The sequence below is a fragment of the Dyadobacter sp. 32 genome, from assembly GCF_902506755.1.
Classification (GTDB): Bacteria; Bacteroidota; Bacteroidia; order Cytophagales; family Spirosomataceae; genus Dyadobacter.
The window spans coordinates 3,944,998-3,963,950 of sequence record NZ_LR735258.1; the positions used below are offsets into that span (position 1 = coordinate 3,944,998).

General features: G+C 46.2%; 13 protein-coding genes. 10 read left to right on the plus strand and 3 right to left on the minus strand.

Annotated features, from left to right (window positions below; genetic code table 11):
- Positions 1–63: 63 nt before the first annotated feature.
- The 7 genes from DYADSP32_RS15965 (at position 64) to DYADSP32_RS15995 (ending at position 11,846) form a co-directional block, all read left to right on the plus strand.
- Entirely contained in the window at positions 64–2,856 is a 2,793-nt protein-coding gene (locus tag DYADSP32_RS15965; protein WP_149241808.1) for a TonB-dependent receptor, read from the plus strand.
- 47 nt (positions 2,857–2,903) lie between these two features.
- Positions 2,904–4,235 (plus strand): T9SS C-terminal target domain-containing protein, encoded by a 1,332-nt coding sequence (locus DYADSP32_RS15970; protein WP_149241807.1) that lies wholly within the window; start codon positions 2,904–2,906, stop codon positions 4,233–4,235.
- A 239-nt stretch (positions 4,236–4,474) separates the two neighbouring features.
- Entirely contained in the window at positions 4,475–5,152 is a 678-nt protein-coding gene (locus tag DYADSP32_RS15975; protein ID WP_149241806.1) for a HupE/UreJ family protein, read from the plus strand.
- A 28-nt stretch (positions 5,153–5,180) separates the two neighbouring features.
- Positions 5,181–7,559, plus strand: a complete 2,379-nt coding sequence (locus DYADSP32_RS15980) for a M1 family metallopeptidase (RefSeq protein ID WP_149241805.1) — start codon at positions 5,181–5,183, stop codon at positions 7,557–7,559.
- A gap of 348 nt (positions 7,560–7,907) precedes the next feature.
- Positions 7,908–8,861: a D-2-hydroxyacid dehydrogenase gene (locus DYADSP32_RS15985; protein WP_149241804.1), complete on the plus strand. Its 954-nt coding sequence runs from the start codon at positions 7,908–7,910 to the stop codon at positions 8,859–8,861.
- A gap of 57 nt (positions 8,862–8,918) precedes the next feature.
- Positions 8,919–10,382 carry a sulfatase gene (locus tag DYADSP32_RS15990; protein ID WP_149241803.1) on the plus strand — a complete coding sequence of 488 codons (1,464 nt, stop codon included), beginning with the start codon at positions 8,919–8,921 and terminating at the stop codon, positions 10,380–10,382.
- 36 nt (positions 10,383–10,418) lie between these two features.
- Entirely contained in the window at positions 10,419–11,846 is a 1,428-nt protein-coding gene (locus tag DYADSP32_RS15995) for a sulfatase (protein ID WP_149241802.1), read from the plus strand.
- 153 nt (positions 11,847–11,999) lie between these two features.
- Here the strand turns inward: DYADSP32_RS15995 and DYADSP32_RS16000 are convergent, their stop codons facing one another.
- Together DYADSP32_RS16000 and DYADSP32_RS16005 are read right to left on the minus strand one after the other, a co-directional pair.
- The gene (locus tag DYADSP32_RS16000; RefSeq protein WP_414617822.1) at positions 12,000–13,154 is read right to left on the minus strand and encodes a sensor histidine kinase; all 1,155 of its coding nucleotides are present in this window, start codon (positions 13,152–13,154) and stop codon (positions 12,000–12,002) included.
- Positions 13,155–13,429: 275 nt separating this feature from the next.
- Positions 13,430–14,191, minus strand: a complete 762-nt coding sequence (locus DYADSP32_RS16005) for a LytR/AlgR family response regulator transcription factor (RefSeq protein ID WP_149241800.1) — start codon at positions 14,189–14,191, stop codon at positions 13,430–13,432.
- A 95-nt stretch (positions 14,192–14,286) separates the two neighbouring features.
- Here DYADSP32_RS16005 and DYADSP32_RS16010 point away from each other — a divergent pair, with 95 nt between their 5' ends.
- Positions 14,287–15,390, plus strand: coding sequence for a S41 family peptidase (locus DYADSP32_RS16010; RefSeq protein ID WP_414617823.1), 1,104 nt, complete (start codon positions 14,287–14,289; stop codon positions 15,388–15,390).
- Positions 15,391–15,432: 42 nt separating this feature from the next.
- On the opposite strand, the gene DYADSP32_RS16015 is transcribed toward DYADSP32_RS16010, so the two are convergent.
- Positions 15,433–16,161 (minus strand): DUF1080 domain-containing protein, encoded by a 729-nt coding sequence (locus tag DYADSP32_RS16015; protein ID WP_149241798.1) that lies wholly within the window; start codon positions 16,159–16,161, stop codon positions 15,433–15,435.
- A 214-nt stretch (positions 16,162–16,375) separates the two neighbouring features.
- Here DYADSP32_RS16015 and DYADSP32_RS16020 point away from each other — a divergent pair, with 214 nt between their 5' ends.
- Both DYADSP32_RS16020 and DYADSP32_RS16025 read left to right on the plus strand, forming a co-directional pair.
- The gene (locus DYADSP32_RS16020; RefSeq protein ID WP_414617824.1) at positions 16,376–17,650 is read left to right on the plus strand and encodes an acetylxylan esterase; all 1,275 of its coding nucleotides are present in this window, start codon (positions 16,376–16,378) and stop codon (positions 17,648–17,650) included.
- Between the two features lie 55 nt (positions 17,651–17,705).
- Entirely contained in the window at positions 17,706–18,674 is a 969-nt protein-coding gene (locus DYADSP32_RS16025) for a dihydrodipicolinate synthase family protein (protein WP_414617825.1), read from the plus strand.
- The last annotated feature ends 279 nt before the right edge of the window (positions 18,675–18,953 follow it).

Below are 18,953 nucleotides of genomic sequence, written 5' to 3' on the forward strand. Positions count from 1 at the left end.
CTGCCTTAACGCTGAGGTAACATAACCGATCTACTTTTGCTGTCGAAAACATGACACCTAAGTATGAAACATCTAATTACTACATTCTCCCTTCTTTTTTTCACAGCTACCTTATGCCTTGGGCAGGTAGGCTCCATTAAGGGTTCAGTCAAAGACGAGAAAAGCAACGAAGCCATTATTGGCGCTACGGTTCAGGTTCTAGGCGCTAGCGCTCCCATCGGATCCGTTACCGATGTCGACGGAAACTTTGAAATCACAAATATTGCAGCAGGGTCCTACAAAATTCAGATAAGCTACGTTTCGTATGCCACAAAAGCGCTGGATAATGTCAGAGTTGAGGCAGACAAATCCACTATTATCACTACCTCTCTGGCCGAAGACAATCAAACTTTACAGGAGGTTGTAATAAAAACCCAGCGCCGCACGGATAGTGAGGTTTCTGTCATTACAGAAATCAAACAGGTTCAGCAAATCGCTGTGGGCATCTCGGCCCAGCAAATACAGAGAACGCAGGACAGGGATGCATCAGCCGTTATCCGCAGGGTACCGGGGATTTCTATTTCCGATGATCGTTTTATTGTGGTTCGCGGGTTAAATGAGCGATACAACACCGTTTTACTCAATGACATTATCACACCATCGACCGAGGTCGATACCAAATCTTTTTCCTTTGACCTTATACCTTCATCAGCAATTGACCGGATGCTGGTATTCAAGTCAGCATCGGCCGACTTGCCAGGGGATGTGAGTGGCGGAGCCATCAAAATTTACACGAAGACCGTTCCGGATGGGAACAGTTTTTCGGTTAATTTTTCAGCTGGTTACAGGGGTGGAACAACGTTTAAATCTGCTGTGAGCCACCCCGGTGGCGCGCTCGAATTTCTTGGCATTGAGAATGGCACCCGTACATTGCCAGATAACTTCCCGAACAGAAGGGCTGTAGTCCTGAACGCCAGCACCGACAACATTATTAACCGTTTCCAGCAGCTACCCGATTATTACGCACCTAAATCAGTCTCTGTGGTACCAGACTGGCGTGGAGGGATCAATTTTAGCCGTAGGTTTTTTATAAAAGACGTGGAAGTAACAAATACCTCCTATGTAAATTACTCCCTCACAAGGGTCAATAATGCAGTAACACAAAACCGTTTCGACGCATCGGCTCTGCGGATACAAACATTCAACGATCAATTGTTTCAAGAAAATGCCCGTTTGGGCGTGATGTCCAACTGGGCATTTATCCTCAATCCAAAAAACAAGATCGAATTCCGGAATCTCTTCAACCAGATGGGAAACAAAGAGACCGTTTTGCGCGGGGGGGAAAGCCTTGAAAACAATCTGGACTATAACAATGGTGCTTTTCGGTATGAAACCAGAAGCATCTACTCCGGACAGCTAAGTGGTACGCATGAGCTTAGTAAAAAAACCAAACTTAAATGGATTGGTGGAGCTGGATACACTTACCGCAACGAGCCTGATTTTCGCAGGTATACTTCAACTCGTGAAAGCGGCACCCAGCAACCTTTCATCATGAACCTTCAGCAATTCGAGAGCCCGACTTTACAACAGGCGGCGCGTTTTTACTCTCGATTGGGTGAAATAGTGGGTACGGGAACCGTTTTTGTTGAACATGCAATAGGAAGCAAAAAGGAAAACCCTGAAATGCAAGCCAAGCTTACCACAGGTACTTATGTAGAGTATAAAGACCGGAAATATTCTGCACGCTGGTTTGGAATTGTAAATCCTAATCGGTTGACTGATGAGTTTTTAACGTTGACCCCCGAGCAGTTTTTTACTCCCTCCAATCTAGGAAGCACCAAGGTGTATTATTCCGAAGGAACCAACTTTGACGACAAGTATACTGCTCAAAATTTAATGGCAGCAGGCTACGCTTCTTTTTTCTGGCCGGTTACGGAGCACCTCAATGCAACTGTGGGCTTCCGTGGAGAATACAACCGTCAACAACTTCAGGGTTTTGAAAGAGGAGGAGGAATTGAGGTAAATGTGGACCGACCGGTATTTACCCCTCTACCTTCTGTGAATTTAACCTACAAACTTAATGAAAGGCATGGTGTTCGGGCTGCATACAGCACTACGGTTAACCGTCCTGAATTCAGAGAGTTGTCTCCGAGCACCTATTATGACTTCAACTTCGATGTTTCAAGAAAAGGGAACCCGAATCTGGTAAATGCAACCATTCAGAACTACGACCTTCGGTATGAATTTTACCCTAGTAAAAGTGAGCTGATCACCGTGTCATTTTTTAATAAAACATTTAAGAACCCCATTGAGGCTGCCATATTCTACAATGGAAGTACTGTTGCTTTCACTGTTCAAAATGCTAAAACGGCGTATGCCCGGGGCGTGGAGCTTGAAGTAAGAAAGGCACTTTCAAATACCGAAAATGCTAACTTCCTGAGCAAAATGCTGGTGACACTTAATGCATCCCTCATCACCAGTGACGTAAAAACAAACATCACAACCGGTAGCCAGGACCGATATCTGCAAGGTCAGTCGCCTTTCCTGATCAATACCGGGTTATTCTACAATGACGATACAAGAGGATTGCAGGTAAATGCACTCTACAATGTTATTGGAAAGCGTATATACATGATTGGTGATGATGTTGTGAGTGCGAACATTTTCGAAATGCCTCGCCACGTTATTGATCTTAACATCATTAAAGCCATAGGAAAGCGTCTTGAAATCCGCGCGAGTATTCAGGATTTGTTAAACCAACCATTCCGCCTAATCCAGGATACCAACCGGGATAACAAGATCACAAACGCGGACGGCACTTATCAACAGTATAGAAGAGGTTCTTATTCTATGATTGGGCTCCGTTACACACTTTGAACACAACTAAGCAACACAAACAATTTCTTTTAAACCAAAGTAAAATAATGAAAAAACTGACAACATGGTTACTTGCATTGCTTGTAATCTCCTTTTCAACAGCAATAGTATCCTGTAAGACAGACGACGATGGTGAAGAACCGGCACCAGTAAATCCCGTAGGCGAAACAATTATTGTTAAGGGTAAAATATCCACAGCAACGACCTGGAAGGCGATAAACAAATATATCCTGGAGGGATTCGTATATGTTGAGAACAACGCCATTTTGACAATTGAGCCAGGAACAATTATTAAAGGTGATAAGCTTACAAAAGGATCGTTAATTATTCAACCAGGAGCGAAGATTATGGCAGAAGGTACAGCTGCTAAACCAATCGTTTTTACCTCTTCTGCAGCAAAAGGGGCTCGTAATTATGGCGACTGGGGTGGAATTATTTTACTTGGTAAAGCTCCGGTGAATAAAACTCCGGCAACTATTGAAGGAGAAAATGTATCTACTTTTGGTGGAACGGATGCTGCGGACAACTCAGGAACCCTAAAGTATGTAAGGATTGAGTTTGCAGGTATTGGATTTGAAACAGATAAAGAAATCAACGGATTGACGTTCGGTGGTGTTGGGTCAGGAACCACAATTGATTACATTCAGGTCTCATACAGCGGTGATGATGCATATGAATGGTTCGGTGGAACTGTGAATGCTAAACACCTTGTTTCCTACAGGAATTTGGACGACGATTTCGATACAGACTGGGGTTACAGAGGTAATGTTCAGTATGGTTTAGCCCTTAGAGACCCTGCTGTTGCCGATCAATGCGCTTGCTCAGATTCCAATGGATTTGAATCAGATAATGATGCCTCAGGTTCTGGAGCAACCCCGAAGACAAATGCAAAATTTAGTAACATCAGTATTTTCATCGCTCCCGGTGCCGTAAATGCCAAATATCGCTCGGCATTCCGTATCCGCCGTAATTCAGCTGTAAGTATTTACAACTCCGTCGTTTCTGGTGCCTATCCAAAGGGTGGCCTGGAACTGGAAGGTGACTCTACCATGAACAACTTCAAGGTTGGCCGTTCAGATTACAGAGGTTTGATATTAGCTGGTATGTCAAAGGGAATTGTTACCGGCGACACTACGATGCTCAAAGATGCTGCGCGCAAAAATATTTTTGGAACAAATGTTGCAACACTCAAACTAGACCCCGCTTACAACACACTTGGAACAGGAGTGAAAGTACTTCCACAAACAGGATCTCCATTGCTAACAGGTGGCGTGACGCTTCCAGCGGGCTTTGAAGCAAATACATACATTGGCGCTTTTGGAACCACAGACTGGACTACCGGCTGGACCAACTTCGATCCTCAAAATACAGATTACTAAATCTTCTTATAATTGGTGTCAGAATTTCGAAAGGCCGGGAGCAGATGCTTCCGGTCTTTTTATGGTTTTTCCCCTGCGACAGCGCGTATGTTCTGCTAATATTATTCGGCAAAACGATCAATATCTCGAATAAAACAGAGCAAAAGAGCTATTTGATTCAAAAAATTGCAATAACGGGCATAATGGAATAACTTCGAATTTATTTATTTTCGTGTACGCTCAGCTCTTCAATGCCTTCAATGTCCGAATTCCTTGCCTACCTACAACTTGGTTTTGACCATATCACCGATTCCAACGGATACGATCACATCCTGTTCATTATGGCACTCTGTACCATTTACACGCTGGTGGAATGGAAAAAGGTGCTGATCCTTGTTACAGCATTTACAATCGGTCACTCGGTAACACTGGCACTCGCCACGCTCGGAATGGTCACCATCCGTCCGGATGTGATCGAGCTTCTGATCCCGGTCACCATACTGATCACCGCCTTTATCAACCTGTTTCATAAAGTACCTAAATCCACATACCGCCCTCAGGAAAATAGTTACAGTTCCAGGTTTCCGCTGGCTTTATTCTTTGGCCTGGTCCATGGCCTGGGCTTTTCCAACTACCTCAGGGCTTTGCTGGGCAAAGAAGCAAGCATCCTGAATCCACTTTTCGGTTTTAACGTGGGACTTGAAATAGGGCAGCTCATCATCGTTTTCATCTTTCTAACGATCGCATTCATCCTTACGGAGCTTCTAAAGGTTTCCAAGCTGAACTGGAACCTGATTTTATCCGGCATCATCATCGGCATGGCCTTTTCCCTGATTCTTAACAACGATCTTTTCAAATCCATTATGGATCAACCCCTGAGCATGAACACCACCGTTCCGACGGCGGGTATTACAGAATTAAACCAAACTTTACGCTAAACTGAAACGTACTTCACAAACTGACATCATGAAAATACATAAGCTTTTTTTTGTTTTTTGCCTGATATCCGCCACAAGCAGCTTCGCGCAAAAACTGGCCCCGTCACCTAACTACAAGGCCAATGACACCTTTGAGCAATTAGGCTCCATGTTACCCACGCCCAACTCCTACCGATCCGCCTCGGGCGCCCCAGGGCGTGATTACTGGCAGCAGCGCGCCGACTATGACATCAAGGCTGAGCTCGACGATGACAAACGCCGAATAACCGGCTCGGAGACCATCACTTTTTACAATAACTCACCCGACGAACTTCGTTACATCTGGCTCCAGCTGGATCAGAATCTTTTCAAGAAGGGAGGAATGGCTGCCGCATCCCGTACCGGAACCATCAACCCGAAGGGAATGAAGGTGGATGATTTACAGGAAATGAATAACGCCCGCGGAGCCACGCTGGATCCTAAAATCAATTATGGCTACGAGATAGGGTCGGTAAAAGACAAGGCGGGAAAGGCATTGCCCTATAAAATCGTCAACACGATGATGCGCATAGACCTTCCCGTACCCATGAAAACAGGTACTAATCTCGTTTTCAGTATCGACTGGGCGTTCAACATCACCGAATATTATGGGCGCAGCGGCTATGAGTTTTTCCCAAAAGATGGAAATATCAATTACTTTATCGCACACTGGTTTCCACGCCTGGCACCGTACGACGACGTTAACGGATGGAACCACAAACAGTTTTTGGGACAGGGAGAGTTTGCGTTGATATTTGGGAACTATAAAGTGGCCATCACTGTGCCGGCCGATCACGTAGTGGCGGCGAGCGGCGAATGTCAGAACTACGCACAGGTACTTTCAGCCACTCAAAAACAGCGCTTGAAGCAGGCCGAAACATCCAAAACGCCGGTAATCATCGTTACACAGGCCGAAGCAGAAAAAGCCGAAAAACGGGAGAACAAAAACCCGGGAAAGAAGACCTGGATATACAAGGCCGATAATGTCCGCGACTTTGCCTTCGCCAGCAGCCGCAAGTTTATCTGGGATGCCATGCTCTCCGATCCTTACAAAAATGGCAAAAAGATCTGGTGCATGTCCATCTACCCCAAAGAGGGTAATCCACTGTGGGAGCAGTATTCTACCCGCGCTGTGGAACACACGTTGAAATCGTACGGAAACCGCACTTTCGAGTATCCATATCCGGTGGCCATCTCCTGCCATTCGGTTGCAGGTGGCGGTATGGAATACCCGATGATCAGCTTCAATGGCGGGCGACCTGAGGAAGACGGCACGTATTCAGAGGCAACCAAATATGGCATGATTGGTGTGATCATTCACGAAGTGGGCCACAACTTTTTCCCGATGATCGTGAATTCCGATGAACGCCAGTGGGCCTGGATGGATGAGGGACTGAACACTTTTTGCCAGTATCTGGCCGAAAAAGAATGGGATTACAACTATCCCACCCGCCGTGGGGAGCCCAACCAGATCACCGACTACATGTCGTCCGACCCTTCCATGCTTTCGCCCATCATGAGTTCGGCCGAAAACATCATTGGCCTGGGCCCCAATGCCTACGCCAAACCGGCAACTGCGCTGAACATTTTACGGGAAACCATCATGGGACGCGAACTGTTCGACCATGCTTTTAAAGAGTATGCCAATCGCTGGAAATTCAAAAGCCCTACTCCTTCCGATTTTTTCAGAACGATGGAGGATGCCTCCGGAGTAGACCTTGACTGGTTTTGGAAAGGGTGGTTTTATGGCGTTCAGCCGGTGGACCAGGATATTGTGAGTGTGGATTGGTTCAGTATCGATACACAGAATCCGGAAATAGAAAAGGAACTGGCACGAAAAGAGGACGCTTCGCGAAAATCCACGATCAGCAAGCAACGTGATCTGGCAACAAAAGCGGAGACCGTTGTGGGGCAGGATTCCACCATGGCCGACTTTTATAATCGCTACGACCCTTATAAAGTAACCCCGGCAGATCGTAAAAGATATGAAGATTACCTGGCCGGCCTGTCGGAAAGCGACCGCGAGCTGGTGCAGAACAATACAAATTTTTACACGCTATCGCTAAAAAATAAAGGAGGCCTTGTGATGCCCGTGATCGTGAAAATGGTTTTTGAGGATGGCACCGATTCGGTGGCAACTTTCCCGGCCGAAATCTGGCGCTTCAACGACCAGCAGATCAACCGGATGGTATCAACCAAGAAAAAAGTGGTGCAGTGGACACTCGACCCCTATTCGCAGATCGCTGATATCGACACGGAGAACAATTCATTCCCACGAATTCCGAAACCCACCCGTTTTCAGCTTTTCAAGCAGGAACAGCTTAGAAAAGCACCAAACCCGATGCAACTGGACGGTGCAGGAAAAATAGGAAGTGCTCCGAAGAACTAGAAGTGAGACGTGAGAGGTGAAATGCACGTGAGGTAACTGTGACATACATCTCACATTTTACATCTCACATCTTACATCTCACCAGCAGGAGGCACTTTTATGTAATTTCAAAATTGAACTTATGTAAATTGAAAATTGAATCTATGCAATTTCAAAATTGAGCATACAATACATTACATATCAAGCACTTAATTCATACCCATAGCAAACCTCAGTCACTCAGGTAAGCCAACATGGTTTTGCGACACTGGTCTTAATAGTAACATACCGGTATAATAAGTGCAGACTCAGTTTCAACATAACAAAACTGGTGCTGGGCTTTATTCGAATATTTGACTAAACAACAACATGAAAATCGTTATACTCGACGGATATACATTGAATCCTGGCGACCTGAACTGGGCTCCCCTTCGAGCACTGGGCGAATTGATCATTTACGACCGCTCGGCTTCGGATGAAATCGTAGAGCGGGCAAAGGATGCCGATATCGTTCTTGTCAATAAAGTGATCCTGAACGAAAATACAATAACCCACCTCCCCAAACTTCGCTATGTGGGCGTAATGGCTACCGGCTACAACAATGTCGATGTGGCAACGGCAAAAGCCAGAGGTATCACGGTAACCAATGTAAAAGCATATGGCCCCGCATCTGTGGCGCAGCACACCTTTGGATTACTTCTTGCCATTACCAACCATCTTGAACTTCATAGCCAAAGTGTATTCAACGGAGAGTGGGTAGCATCACCTGACTTTTGCTACTGGAAAACCCCCTTGACCGAGCTTGCAGGAAAAACGATGGGGCTGATCGGCCTGGGAGATATTGGTTCGCATGTAGCACGAATAGCCCAGGCATTCGATATGAATGTAATTGCTTACAGAAAGAACCCTGTGCAGACCAAAGATTCGAGCATCGAAATGGTTTCCCTTGAAGATGTTTTCAGGAAAAGTGATGTGATCAGTCTGCATTGCCCGTTAACGGACGAAACCAGGGAACTCATCAACCGGGACCGACTTTCGTGGATGAAATCCAATGCCTTACTCTTAAATACGGGACGCGGCCCACTGATCAATGAGGAAGATCTGGCCGAAGCATTGAAAAAAAATGTTATCGCCGGAGCTGGTCTGGATGTGCTTTCATCTGAACCCCCGGCTGCGACTAACCCGCTTTTATCTGCCCCCAACTGCATTATTACGCCCCATATTGCGTGGGCATCGTTCGAGGCAAGGAAACGGCTGCTACAAATGGTAGCGGATAATCTGAAAGCCTTTGAAAGAGGTGAACCTATTAGTGTGGTATCGTAAGGCTCACACCTTAATTTTTGGCTGACCATCAGAGAATCAAAAACTTATATTTATAAGATGAAAAAAGCCCTTCAGATCTCTGGATTATTATTAGTAGCTTTTGCTCTGGTTTACTGTATTCAGCCATCAAAGACCGACAAGGCCATCAAGCCAAATGTGATTTTTATTCTTGCCGACCAATGGCGTGCCGAGGCGGTGGGATATGCCGGAAATACGGATGTAAAGACACCAAATATTGACCGCCTGGCCAGTCAGAGCGCCGTTTTTAAAACGGCAGTATCCACCATGCCGGTCTGCACGCCCTACCGCGGATCTTTGCTTACGGGTCAGTACCCGCTAAAGCATGGGCTGTTCTACAACGACAAACCGCTGGCGAACGAAGCGCTGACCATGGGCGAAATATTCAAGGAAAATGGCTATCGTACCGGCTATATCGGCAAGTGGCATGTGAATGGACATAAAAATGGAGAGGGAGCATTCAGTGCCCGGGACAAACCTGTGCCCCGCAACCGACGCCAGGGATTTGACTACTGGAAGGTGCGTGAGGTGACACACGACTACAACAACTCCTTTTACTTTGATGAAAATGACCGAAAACTAACCTGGGAAGGCTATGATGCATTTCCTCAGACTGATAGTGCTATTGGTTTTATCAAAAAATCGAAAGATCCTTTTTTACTGGTTCTATCCTGGGGCCCACCGCATAATCCTTATGAAACTGCTCCTGAGAAATATCAAAAAATGTACGACCGGGCAAAATTGAAGGTTCGCCCGAATGTTCCGAAAGAAATGCAGGACAGTGCCAGGAAGATCCTTGCACAATATTATGCGCATTGTACGGCATTGGACGACGCGATGGGTAAATTAATGAAGACACTGGACGAGCAGGGAATCGCTGAAAATACCATCGTCGTCTTCACTTCCGATCATGGAGATATGCTGCTCACCCGTGGCGTGTTTCGCAAACAACGGCCATGGGACGAGTCCATCCTGGTACCGATGCTGATCAGATACCCGGGAAAACTGGGTAAAAAACAAATCGCTGTGAACAAACCTTTCGGCACCCCGGATATCCTCCCAACGTTGCTTGGTTTATCCGGCATCAAAATCCCGGGTTCGGTCGACGGGGAAGACGTTTCAAAGGGCATATTGAGTCCAGAAAAATACCCAATTGACGCAGCACTGATCATGCTGCCCGTCCCTTTTCATGAATACAATTTTTCCAACGGCGGTAGGGAGTACCGGGGCGTCCGAACAGAACGATATACATATGCCCGAAAGCTAAATGGCCCCTGGCTTTTGTACGACAACAAAACGGATCCTTATCAGGAGAAAAATCTGATCAACAAGCCAGAATGCAAAGACATTCAGCAACAATTGGAAGCCACACTTCTGAAAAAACTGAAAGAAACCAACGACCAGTTCCTGCCCGCTGATGCCTACATGAAGTTGTGGAATTACAATTACGACAACAGGGATAGCCTCAGACCACAATCCTATTATACAGGATTAGGGAAGTAGATTCCGACGATCAATTCTTCAGACTTAACATTTCAAATGATGCAAAAGCCCGTTTTCAGTTTTTTCAAAAGTTACTGGGCAATCGGAATTCTTCTGATACTACCGATTCTCTCGGCTTGGGTTTCATCCCGACCCGTAAAGGAAAAAGATAAGCCCAAAGCCGACAAGCCAAATATCATCTTCCTGCTTACGGATGATCATCGCTGGGATGCCTTGGGTGTGATGGGCAATAAGGTAATTCAAACGCCTAACCTGGATGCACTTGCGAACTCTGGTGTACTTTTCCGAAAGGCGTATGTCACCACCTCCATCTGCTGTGTGAGCCGTGCCAGTATCATGAGTGGCCAATATGAATCCAGGCACAAGATTAACGACTTTTCCACAGATTTTTCAGCTGATGCATTGTCAAAAACGTATCCCATTTTATTGAAGAATGCAGGCTACAGGATCGGATTCATAGGAAAACTGGGGATTGATGTTAAAAACCAGCCGGACTCATTGTTCGATTACTGGTCAAGCCCCAAAGAAGGGCAACCTCAATACGAGCTGGTCAACAAAAGCGGAAAAATCGTGCATCATACGGATAGCGTAAATACCGACATCAGGACATTCCTCAATCAGTTTGCGCACAAAGAGCCGTTTTGTCTTTCTGTTAGCTTTAAGGCTCCACATGAACTGGATGGTAATCCACCCAAATATCCGGTTCAGGAAAGATTTAAGGATCTTTACAAAAATGCTAACATCCCCGATCCCGTAACCGCTGACCCCAAATATTGGGAAAGCTTCCCCGATTTTTTCAGAACCGAGAAAAACATTGGTCGTGAAAGGTGGGTTCCTTTACTGTCAACACCTGAGCTTCGGCGGGAAACCACTAAAGATTACTACCGCCTTATCACCGGCGTAGACGAAGTCGTGGGCAACATCCAGGCACAATTGCGCGAGCTGAATATCGACGACAATACCATCATCATCTTTATGGGAGATAACGGATTTTCGCTTGGCGAACATGGGCTGGAAGGCAAGTGGTTCGGATTTGAAGAATCGATCCGAGTGCCCATGATCATTTCCGGGAAGCCCCTGGCCAAAAAAGTAAAGGGCATCAAATCCGACAAGATCGCCTTGAATATCGACATCGCTCCTACCATTCTATCACTGGCGGGTGTAAAGATTCCGGAGTCCATGCAGGGCCAGGACCTGATCAAAATGCTCGCCAAAAATAAAAGGGGACGAAATGACTTTTTCTATGAACATACCTTCATGGGAAGCCCCCGCCTACCAAAGGTTGAAGGTGTGGTATCACAGGATTTCAAATACATGAAATACATCGAACACGGCTATGAGGAGCTTTATGATACTTCCCGCGATCGGCACGAAACGGCCAACCTGGCCAAGGAGGCGGCATTTGATAAAAAATTGGCAGAAATGAGGAAAAGGTATCTCGAGCTGAGGGAAGCGGCGAAGTGATGATCTTTACGGCGAAATGCGGGATCATGCATGGCCTGCATATAAAAGGATCCGTTGGGAGATATTTGATTTTATGATCCTGAGGCTCAACAATCAGCATTACTCTTTTCTCAAACAAATTATATTTTAAACCCAGCAACGATTCAATCTGAATTAGAAATCATTGCTTAACAACCCAACATTATCCATTTTTACAAGATCGCTCCCGGACAGTATCAATTTCAGTTCAACACTAAATTGCATCTCCGTATTGATGATGTTCAACTGATGCCCTGGATACAGCACGGCCAATCTCCTTTTTACATTATCGAGCCCAATGCCTCCGGTGAGCAGTTCTGGTTTAACAGGTTTCGTATTTTTTACAGATAGTGTCAGTGCATTCCCTTCCACTAGAATCACCAATTCCACCCAGGATTTCTTCGTGGTGCTCTGCACCCCGTGCTTAAAAGCATTCTCAACGAACGTAATCAATACAAAGGGCGCAATCAAAAGGGATTCATCTGCCGAATCAGGAAAACGGGTTACAAGGGTCAACCGTTTAGCTGTCCTAAGCTGCTCCAGCTCCACATAGTTGCGAATAAAGGCAAGCTCTTTTGCTAATGGAACCACTGCCTCCGTGGTGTCGTACAGGGAATACCGCATCATGCCCGACAATTGTTGCACGATCCGCGCCGCACGCGGGCTTTCTTCTTCTGTCAATGCATAGATACTGTTGAGCACGTTAAACAGAAAATGCGGATTGATCTGACTTTTGAGAAAATCAAGTTCCAGCCGTGTGAACTGTTGCTCGAGTTTAGCATTTCTTAGCTGTCTTCTGTAAACTTCGATCAAAAGTTTTACCGCCAGAGGATAGAATGCCCGTTCAATGATAAACATCAGGTGATAGAAGGTGGCCGGGTGGAAAAGCGCCTTCCAGTAAGGCATATTTTCAAAATGATTGATGGATCCTGTGTAATCATCAGGTAGACCGAAATAGTGCCTGACCACGTAGGAGGAGTAGTAATAGCAGGTAAAAAGAACAAAATAGTAAACGGCAAGACCGGGTATCAGATACGATGGCCGACGCGCGTACCGGGAAAACAGGAAGACCAGAATATAGTATTGAAGTACCACACAAAGCCAATCCCGCAGGATGGGGCCGGCATACGTGGCAAAAGAATAGTCAAGCGGCACAGCCGGATAAAGAAACCACGGAATATAGGCCGAGACCATCAGCAATAGAATTCCCAGGATCAGTAGGGCATGATAACCCACGCGCACCCATCCATGATATTTCGATTCGTCCGCAAGAAGAGCAAGTTTTATCATGGTTTTTTGAATTAGGAGAAAGGAAGATGGAGGAAAGGGAGGACGAATACATGAACCCATGCCCTAACCCCAAGGCCCTATCCCCGATCGCAAAGTAACCCTTTTTACGTACACGCATGATCATCTTTTCGACGAAGGTCAACTTTTATCCGACAAACCTGAACGGCCCGTTTCATCGAAAAACGAAGGACTTTCATCGAAATCATTTCAGCACCTGATCCTGCCGCAATACCTTCGTCACATCATTCTTACCAACTCTTGTGATGAAGCGAAAACTAATTGACAAGCCATTTTTTCAAAACCTCTTTCACCACTTCACGATAATTGGGACCGATAATAAGTTCCTGACCATCCGAAGTAAAAACAGTATTGCCTTCAATCATTTTGATATGACGCAACTGAATAATGTGGGAGCGGTGAATCCTGATAAAACGATCTGTCGGGAGGGTTTCTTCCAGTTTTTTCATGGTCAGCAGGGTGATGAAAAAGCGGTCGGGAAGATGTATTTTAATGTAATCGCTGAGCGCTTCGGCATATACAATGTCATCAAAACGCACCTGCTCCAGTTTTTTGTCTGTTTTGAAATAAACAAAATCCGATGGGACCGTTGCTGCTTCGTGAACCTTACTGCGGCTTTCAATGGCAGACAGGTAGGGTCCGGTCTCAGTAACGTTCACTTTTTCGCGAACACGGGCTACTGCTTTCAGAAACCGGTCGTAAGTAATGGGCTTAAGCAGGTAATCTGTAACCCCGAGGTCAAAGCCATCCAGTGCGTGATGCGGGTTAGCGGTGGTCATCACCACCGCAGGATGTGGCACCTGATAAGCTTTTAAAAATTCGATTCCCGTCATTTCGGGCATATTAATATCCAGAAAAATAACATCCGGGCTTAAAGCGGGTAACACATCAAAAGCAATGATGGCATCATCAAATGTACCTATCAGTTCCAGGGAAGATACGCGGCTTACGTATTTTTCAAGAAGTTCCTGCGCCAGCGGTTCGTCTTCAATGATGGCACAACGGAGCTTCCTGTTCATAGTTGGGTGATTTGTCGCCGGGCTGTCTGGCAGAATGCCCTAAAGTAATAAACCTATATCTGTAAATCAAAATGATCATTTCAACTAGTCAGTCCATGAAAAGAATTTTTATGTTAATCGTTTTAGGGATTGGTTGTGCCTCTGCTCATTTCGCAGCCGGACAACCTGCCCTGTCGTCAACCGCGTGCGAATGCTCCAAAGTGCTCGAGGAAGCCATTGACAAGACCACCCGCATCTATGCCGGATTCGACGACAAAGTGTCCGACAAAACAAAACCGGAATATGAAGCACTGGTGAAAACCCTTCGGAACAAAGCGTTGGCTGCCTCAGACGAAAGTACCTGCAAGATCCTTTTACGGTCTTACGTGTCGTTTTTCAAGGACAGCCACGTCTTTATATGGCTGGAGAGTGAGCGGCAGCAATACATTGATTCACTGGAACGTATAGGTACCAAAGCGACCAACCCTGTTGAATTTAAACAACTTAATAAAGATTTTCTTTATGCCAAATTGGAAGTATTTAATCAAACGGAGGTCGATAAGATCGATAGCCTGTTTGCCGCCAACCGCGCACTTTTAGCCAAAACCCCCTATCTCATTTTTGACTTGCGCGGCAACGGAGGGGGCAATGCCAGCACCTCCGACGAAATGGCTAAGCTAATTTATACCAACCCTATCATTTACCCATCGTGGGACTACCGCTCCAGCCCGGAATACATTTCCACCAACGAAAAGTACCTTAAAGGTCAGAAGGACACAACCGCCGAGTGGTATCTGAGGTCAAAAAAGTTGTTGGAATTGCTCAAAAATAACCCGGGAAAATTGATGTCAAGTGGCGAAGACCATAAAAGAGAATATGAAACATTACCTCAGGGCTATCCCCAGCAAGTCGCTTTCCTGATTGATAAAGGTTGTGGAAGTGCCACCGAATTCTACATTTTTGAAGGAAAACAAAGTAAAAAAGTGACCATTTTCGGCACCAACTCCCATGGGGTGATGGATTACGGCTCGGATCAGACCTTTAAACTATGCGACGGATCTATCCGTCTGGCACTTCCCTGGGGCCGCAACGGCTGGGTACGGGATTTCAGGATCGACAATGTTGGTTTTAAGCCTGACGTACGCATCCCGGATACGGAAAAGGACTGGGTGGGATTTGTACAGAAATATTACAAGAAACAGGCTAAAACGAAGAAGTAATGACTTAATTGACGTTTGCCCCAGTATCCTGTTAAGCCGTTTTCACAATTTCCGTATCCTCATTTGCCTGTAAAAAACCTGATCGCCATGGTCGGTCAGCATAATGTGTCCCGTGTCGGATTTCGCATATTGCGGGTAGTCCTTAAATTTGGTGAGGGCTACCCTTTTGTTAAAGTCGTCACTTCCCCTTTCGTATTCAGCCACTTTTACACCATTGAGCCAGTGCTCGGTATGCTTGCCTTTCACAACGATACTAACTTTATTCCACTGGCCCGGGGGATTGAGCTTCTTCCCTTTTGGCGCATAGATGAGGTAAACAGCCCCGGTCGATGACAGGCCATTGGGGTCTTTCATTACTTCCGGGTAATTGTTGTCATCAATGATCTGATACTCAATGCCCATGGTTGAGATTTTTTTTGTGGCAGCATTCTCGATCGCATTCACAAGATATTTGATGCCGCTATTCGAAGCGTTCGTCAAGTTAAACTCGCACTCGAGCTCAAAACTGCTGTATTTTTCTCGAGTAATGATATCCCCGCCTTTGCGCCCTTTGGTGGCAGACAAGGTTCCGTTTTCAATGATCCAACCCTTGGAAGGTGCACTATCGACGGCCGTTTTCCGCCATTTGTCCAGGTTTTTACCATCAAAAAGAACCTCCCACTTACCTTCTTTCAGGTTTGACCTCGTATCCTTTGAAACAATGTATGGCTGGTAAAATGCCACGGATCCTAGCAGCACAACGGCCATCCATATTCCTGTGAGCGTCTTCATTATTTGTGGGCTTGAGATTCGTTTTGCTTGAATAGCAAAGAAAAGGTTTTAAACTGGTTGTTTTACCTTAAACCAAAGCTATTCTGCTGACTATAGTACGGTTCCATGCAAAAAAAGGACGTCCGCAAGAGGAAGGATCCGGGGAATGCGTATGTAAGAAGAGTATAAGTGCAACCGTATATGATTTTGAAAGTATCAGAATAATTACCGACAAATGAATTATTGGATAGGCATATGGCTTTTTTTCTCCATCGCTACGAATGGTTTTACGCAGAAAACGATTCGCGACGAAAGCCTGGTGCCGCCTTACAAACTCCCCGAGTTACTTACGACAAATTCGGGCAAAACGATAAACGCTGGGAGGGATTGGGAAAAAACAAGACGTGCGGAGTTGCTGAAATTGTTTTCAGAAAACGTGTATGGCAAAACCCCTGACAAGAAAATCCCGCTTCGATTTGTTGTGACCCGCGTGGACAGCAGCGCACTTGGCGGCAAAGCCATAAGAAAAGAAATAACGGTCTTTTTTGGCAAAAATAGCGGTCGTAGCATGGAAATGCTCCTGTACTTTCCAAGGTCTGTTAAAGGCCCCGTGCCTTTATTTTTAGGGTTAAATTTTGCCGGTAATCAGGTCGTTCACGCGGATCCCGGCATATCGATCACCAAAAGATGGGTACGTGACGGAAAAGCCCCGGCTGTTGTAGACCACCATGCTACGGAGGCCAGTCGCGGGAGCCAGGCTGGCGACTGGGCGGTGGAGGATATTCTGGCCCGGGGATTTGGCCTCGCAACCATTTTCTGCGGTGACCTGCAGCCCGACAGAGCCGACAGCTTTGACGAAAGTGTACATACCCTCTATTATAAAAAAGGACAAACGAAACCCGAACCGGATGAGTGGGGTGCCATTGGCGCCTGGGCGTGGGGTCTTAGCCGGGCAATGGACTATCTGGAAACCGACACAAACGTAAATGCCCGGCAGGTCGCCGTCATTGGCCACTCCCGGCTGGGCAAAGCGGCACTGTGGGCAGGTGCGCAGGATGCACGTTTCGCCATGGTCGTTTCCAACAATTCCGGTGAGGGTGGAGCTGCCCTTACGCGCAGGAAATTCGGGGAGACCATCGCCATCATTACCAATGCCTTCCCCCATTGGTTTTGTGGCAATTACAAAAATTTCGCCAACCGGGAAAACGATCTTCCGATAGATTTCCATGGCCTGATTGCACTCATCGCACCCCGGCCTGTATATGTCGCCAGTGCATCCGAAGACTGGTGGGCCGATCCGAAAGGAGAATATCTTTCGGCTTATCATGCCTCGCCGGTCTATGCGCTTTACGACTACCAAGGATTAACAAGCCCCGAACCTCCCGGTCCTGATCAACCCATAGGCGCAGATAAAATCGGCTATCACATGCGTAAAGGAGGACACACCATGACCCGGTTCGACTGGGCACAATATCTGAACTTTGCTGAGAAGGCTTTCGAAAAACCGTAATGGCTTACAATCAATAAAAGCGACCCGGATAGTCTTTCATTCTAAACAGCGCGTATTGAACCATAAAGACTTTACCCAGCTTATGAAAGAACTGCTTCCGGTGAGGGGAATTATTACGGTTTTAAACACCCCATTTGATTCAGACGGGAAATTGGAGGAGCATGCACTTCGGCTTCACGTGCGCATGGCCATGCGCGCAAAAGTGGCTGGCTTCCTTGTACCTGCCATGGCCTCGGAGGTATATAAACTGAGCCTGGACGAACGACTAAAAATGGTGCAGATTGCACTGGAAGAAGCTGAGGGTAAGGTGCCTGTATTTGCTGGTGCTGGTGAGACCGACCACGCCAAACGCATGAAAATCGTATCGCGTTATCTGGAACTTGGATGCCGGCATGTGCTGTTACAGATTCCATTTGAAAATGAGGACATTTTCAGAAAACAATTTTCGGAAGTCGCAGCTCTTGGACCTGAAGTAATGATGCTTCAGGACTGGGATGCATCTGGATATGGGTTACCCGACGCCCTGATCCTGGATCTTTTTAACGAAGTGGAAGCTTTCCGCTGCCTCAAAATAGAAACCGTTCCTGCCGGTATCAAATACAGCAGGCTGCTTGAACTGACAGATGGCAGACTGCATCTGAGCGGCGGATGGGCTGTTACTCAAATGATCGAGGCTTTGCAAAGAGGTGTTCACGCTTTCATGCCCACGGGCATGCATTTCATATACACCGCTATTTACAATACTTTTAAAGCAGGGGATTATGCACGTGCCGAATTGCTCTTCCACGAGCTACTACCTGTTCTCGCATTTTCCAATCAGCATCTGGATATTTCCATACACTTTTACAAGCGTCTGTTGTGTCGGCAGGGGATTTACAGCACGTCGAAGGTCCGGGAACCCATCCTGCCTTTTGATACCTATCACGAGAAAATTGCCGAAGGGCTTATTCAAAGGGTGATTAGGATGGAGGAAGGGTTGTTGGTTCAGCCCGATGAGATGACACACACCGAAAAGGTAGTCTGACCAAATATTGATCGCCCCGTTTTAGACATTTAACTGGTTACGAATGTTTTGCAACTTCGAACTTAGCGTATCGCAGCAGGATTGTTATGATGGGATGCACGGAGATTTACAAGAAAGAGTTAATTCCCGGCTTTACTGAAGTATTTCATTCGTGAACCGTCCTGGTCTGCAACATATTTTCTGGCTGATCAAACATCGTGCCTTTTGATGGATACTTCAGGCATGAGTAAATGCTGTGAGAAGTAACATTTTCAGAATTAATACGATGATAAAAGAGAA

Coding starts and splice junctions, on each gene's coding strand:
- DYADSP32_RS15965 (WP_149241808.1), top strand. CDS start 64: ATGAAACATCTAATTACTACATTCTCCCTTCTTTTTTTCACAGCTACC.
- DYADSP32_RS15970 (WP_149241807.1), top strand. CDS start 2,904: ATGAAAAAACTGACAACATGGTTACTTGCATTGCTTGTAATCTCCTTT.
- DYADSP32_RS15975 (WP_149241806.1), top strand. CDS start 4,475: ATGTCCGAATTCCTTGCCTACCTACAACTTGGTTTTGACCATATCACC.
- DYADSP32_RS15980 (WP_149241805.1), top strand. CDS start 5,181: ATGAAAATACATAAGCTTTTTTTTGTTTTTTGCCTGATATCCGCCACA.
- DYADSP32_RS15985 (WP_149241804.1), top strand. CDS start 7,908: ATGAAAATCGTTATACTCGACGGATATACATTGAATCCTGGCGACCTG.
- DYADSP32_RS15990 (WP_149241803.1), top strand. CDS start 8,919: ATGAAAAAAGCCCTTCAGATCTCTGGATTATTATTAGTAGCTTTTGCT.
- DYADSP32_RS15995 (WP_149241802.1), top strand. CDS start 10,419: ATGATGCAAAAGCCCGTTTTCAGTTTTTTCAAAAGTTACTGGGCAATC.
- DYADSP32_RS16000 (WP_414617822.1), bottom strand. CDS start 13,154: ATGATAAAACTTGCTCTTCTTGCGGACGAATCGAAATATCATGGATGG.
- DYADSP32_RS16005 (WP_149241800.1), bottom strand. CDS start 14,191: ATGAACAGGAAGCTCCGTTGTGCCATCATTGAAGACGAACCGCTGGCG.
- DYADSP32_RS16010 (WP_414617823.1), top strand. CDS start 14,287: ATGAAAAGAATTTTTATGTTAATCGTTTTAGGGATTGGTTGTGCCTCT.
- DYADSP32_RS16015 (WP_149241798.1), bottom strand. CDS start 16,161: ATGAAGACGCTCACAGGAATATGGATGGCCGTTGTGCTGCTAGGATCC.
- DYADSP32_RS16020 (WP_414617824.1), top strand. CDS start 16,376: ATGAATTATTGGATAGGCATATGGCTTTTTTTCTCCATCGCTACGAAT.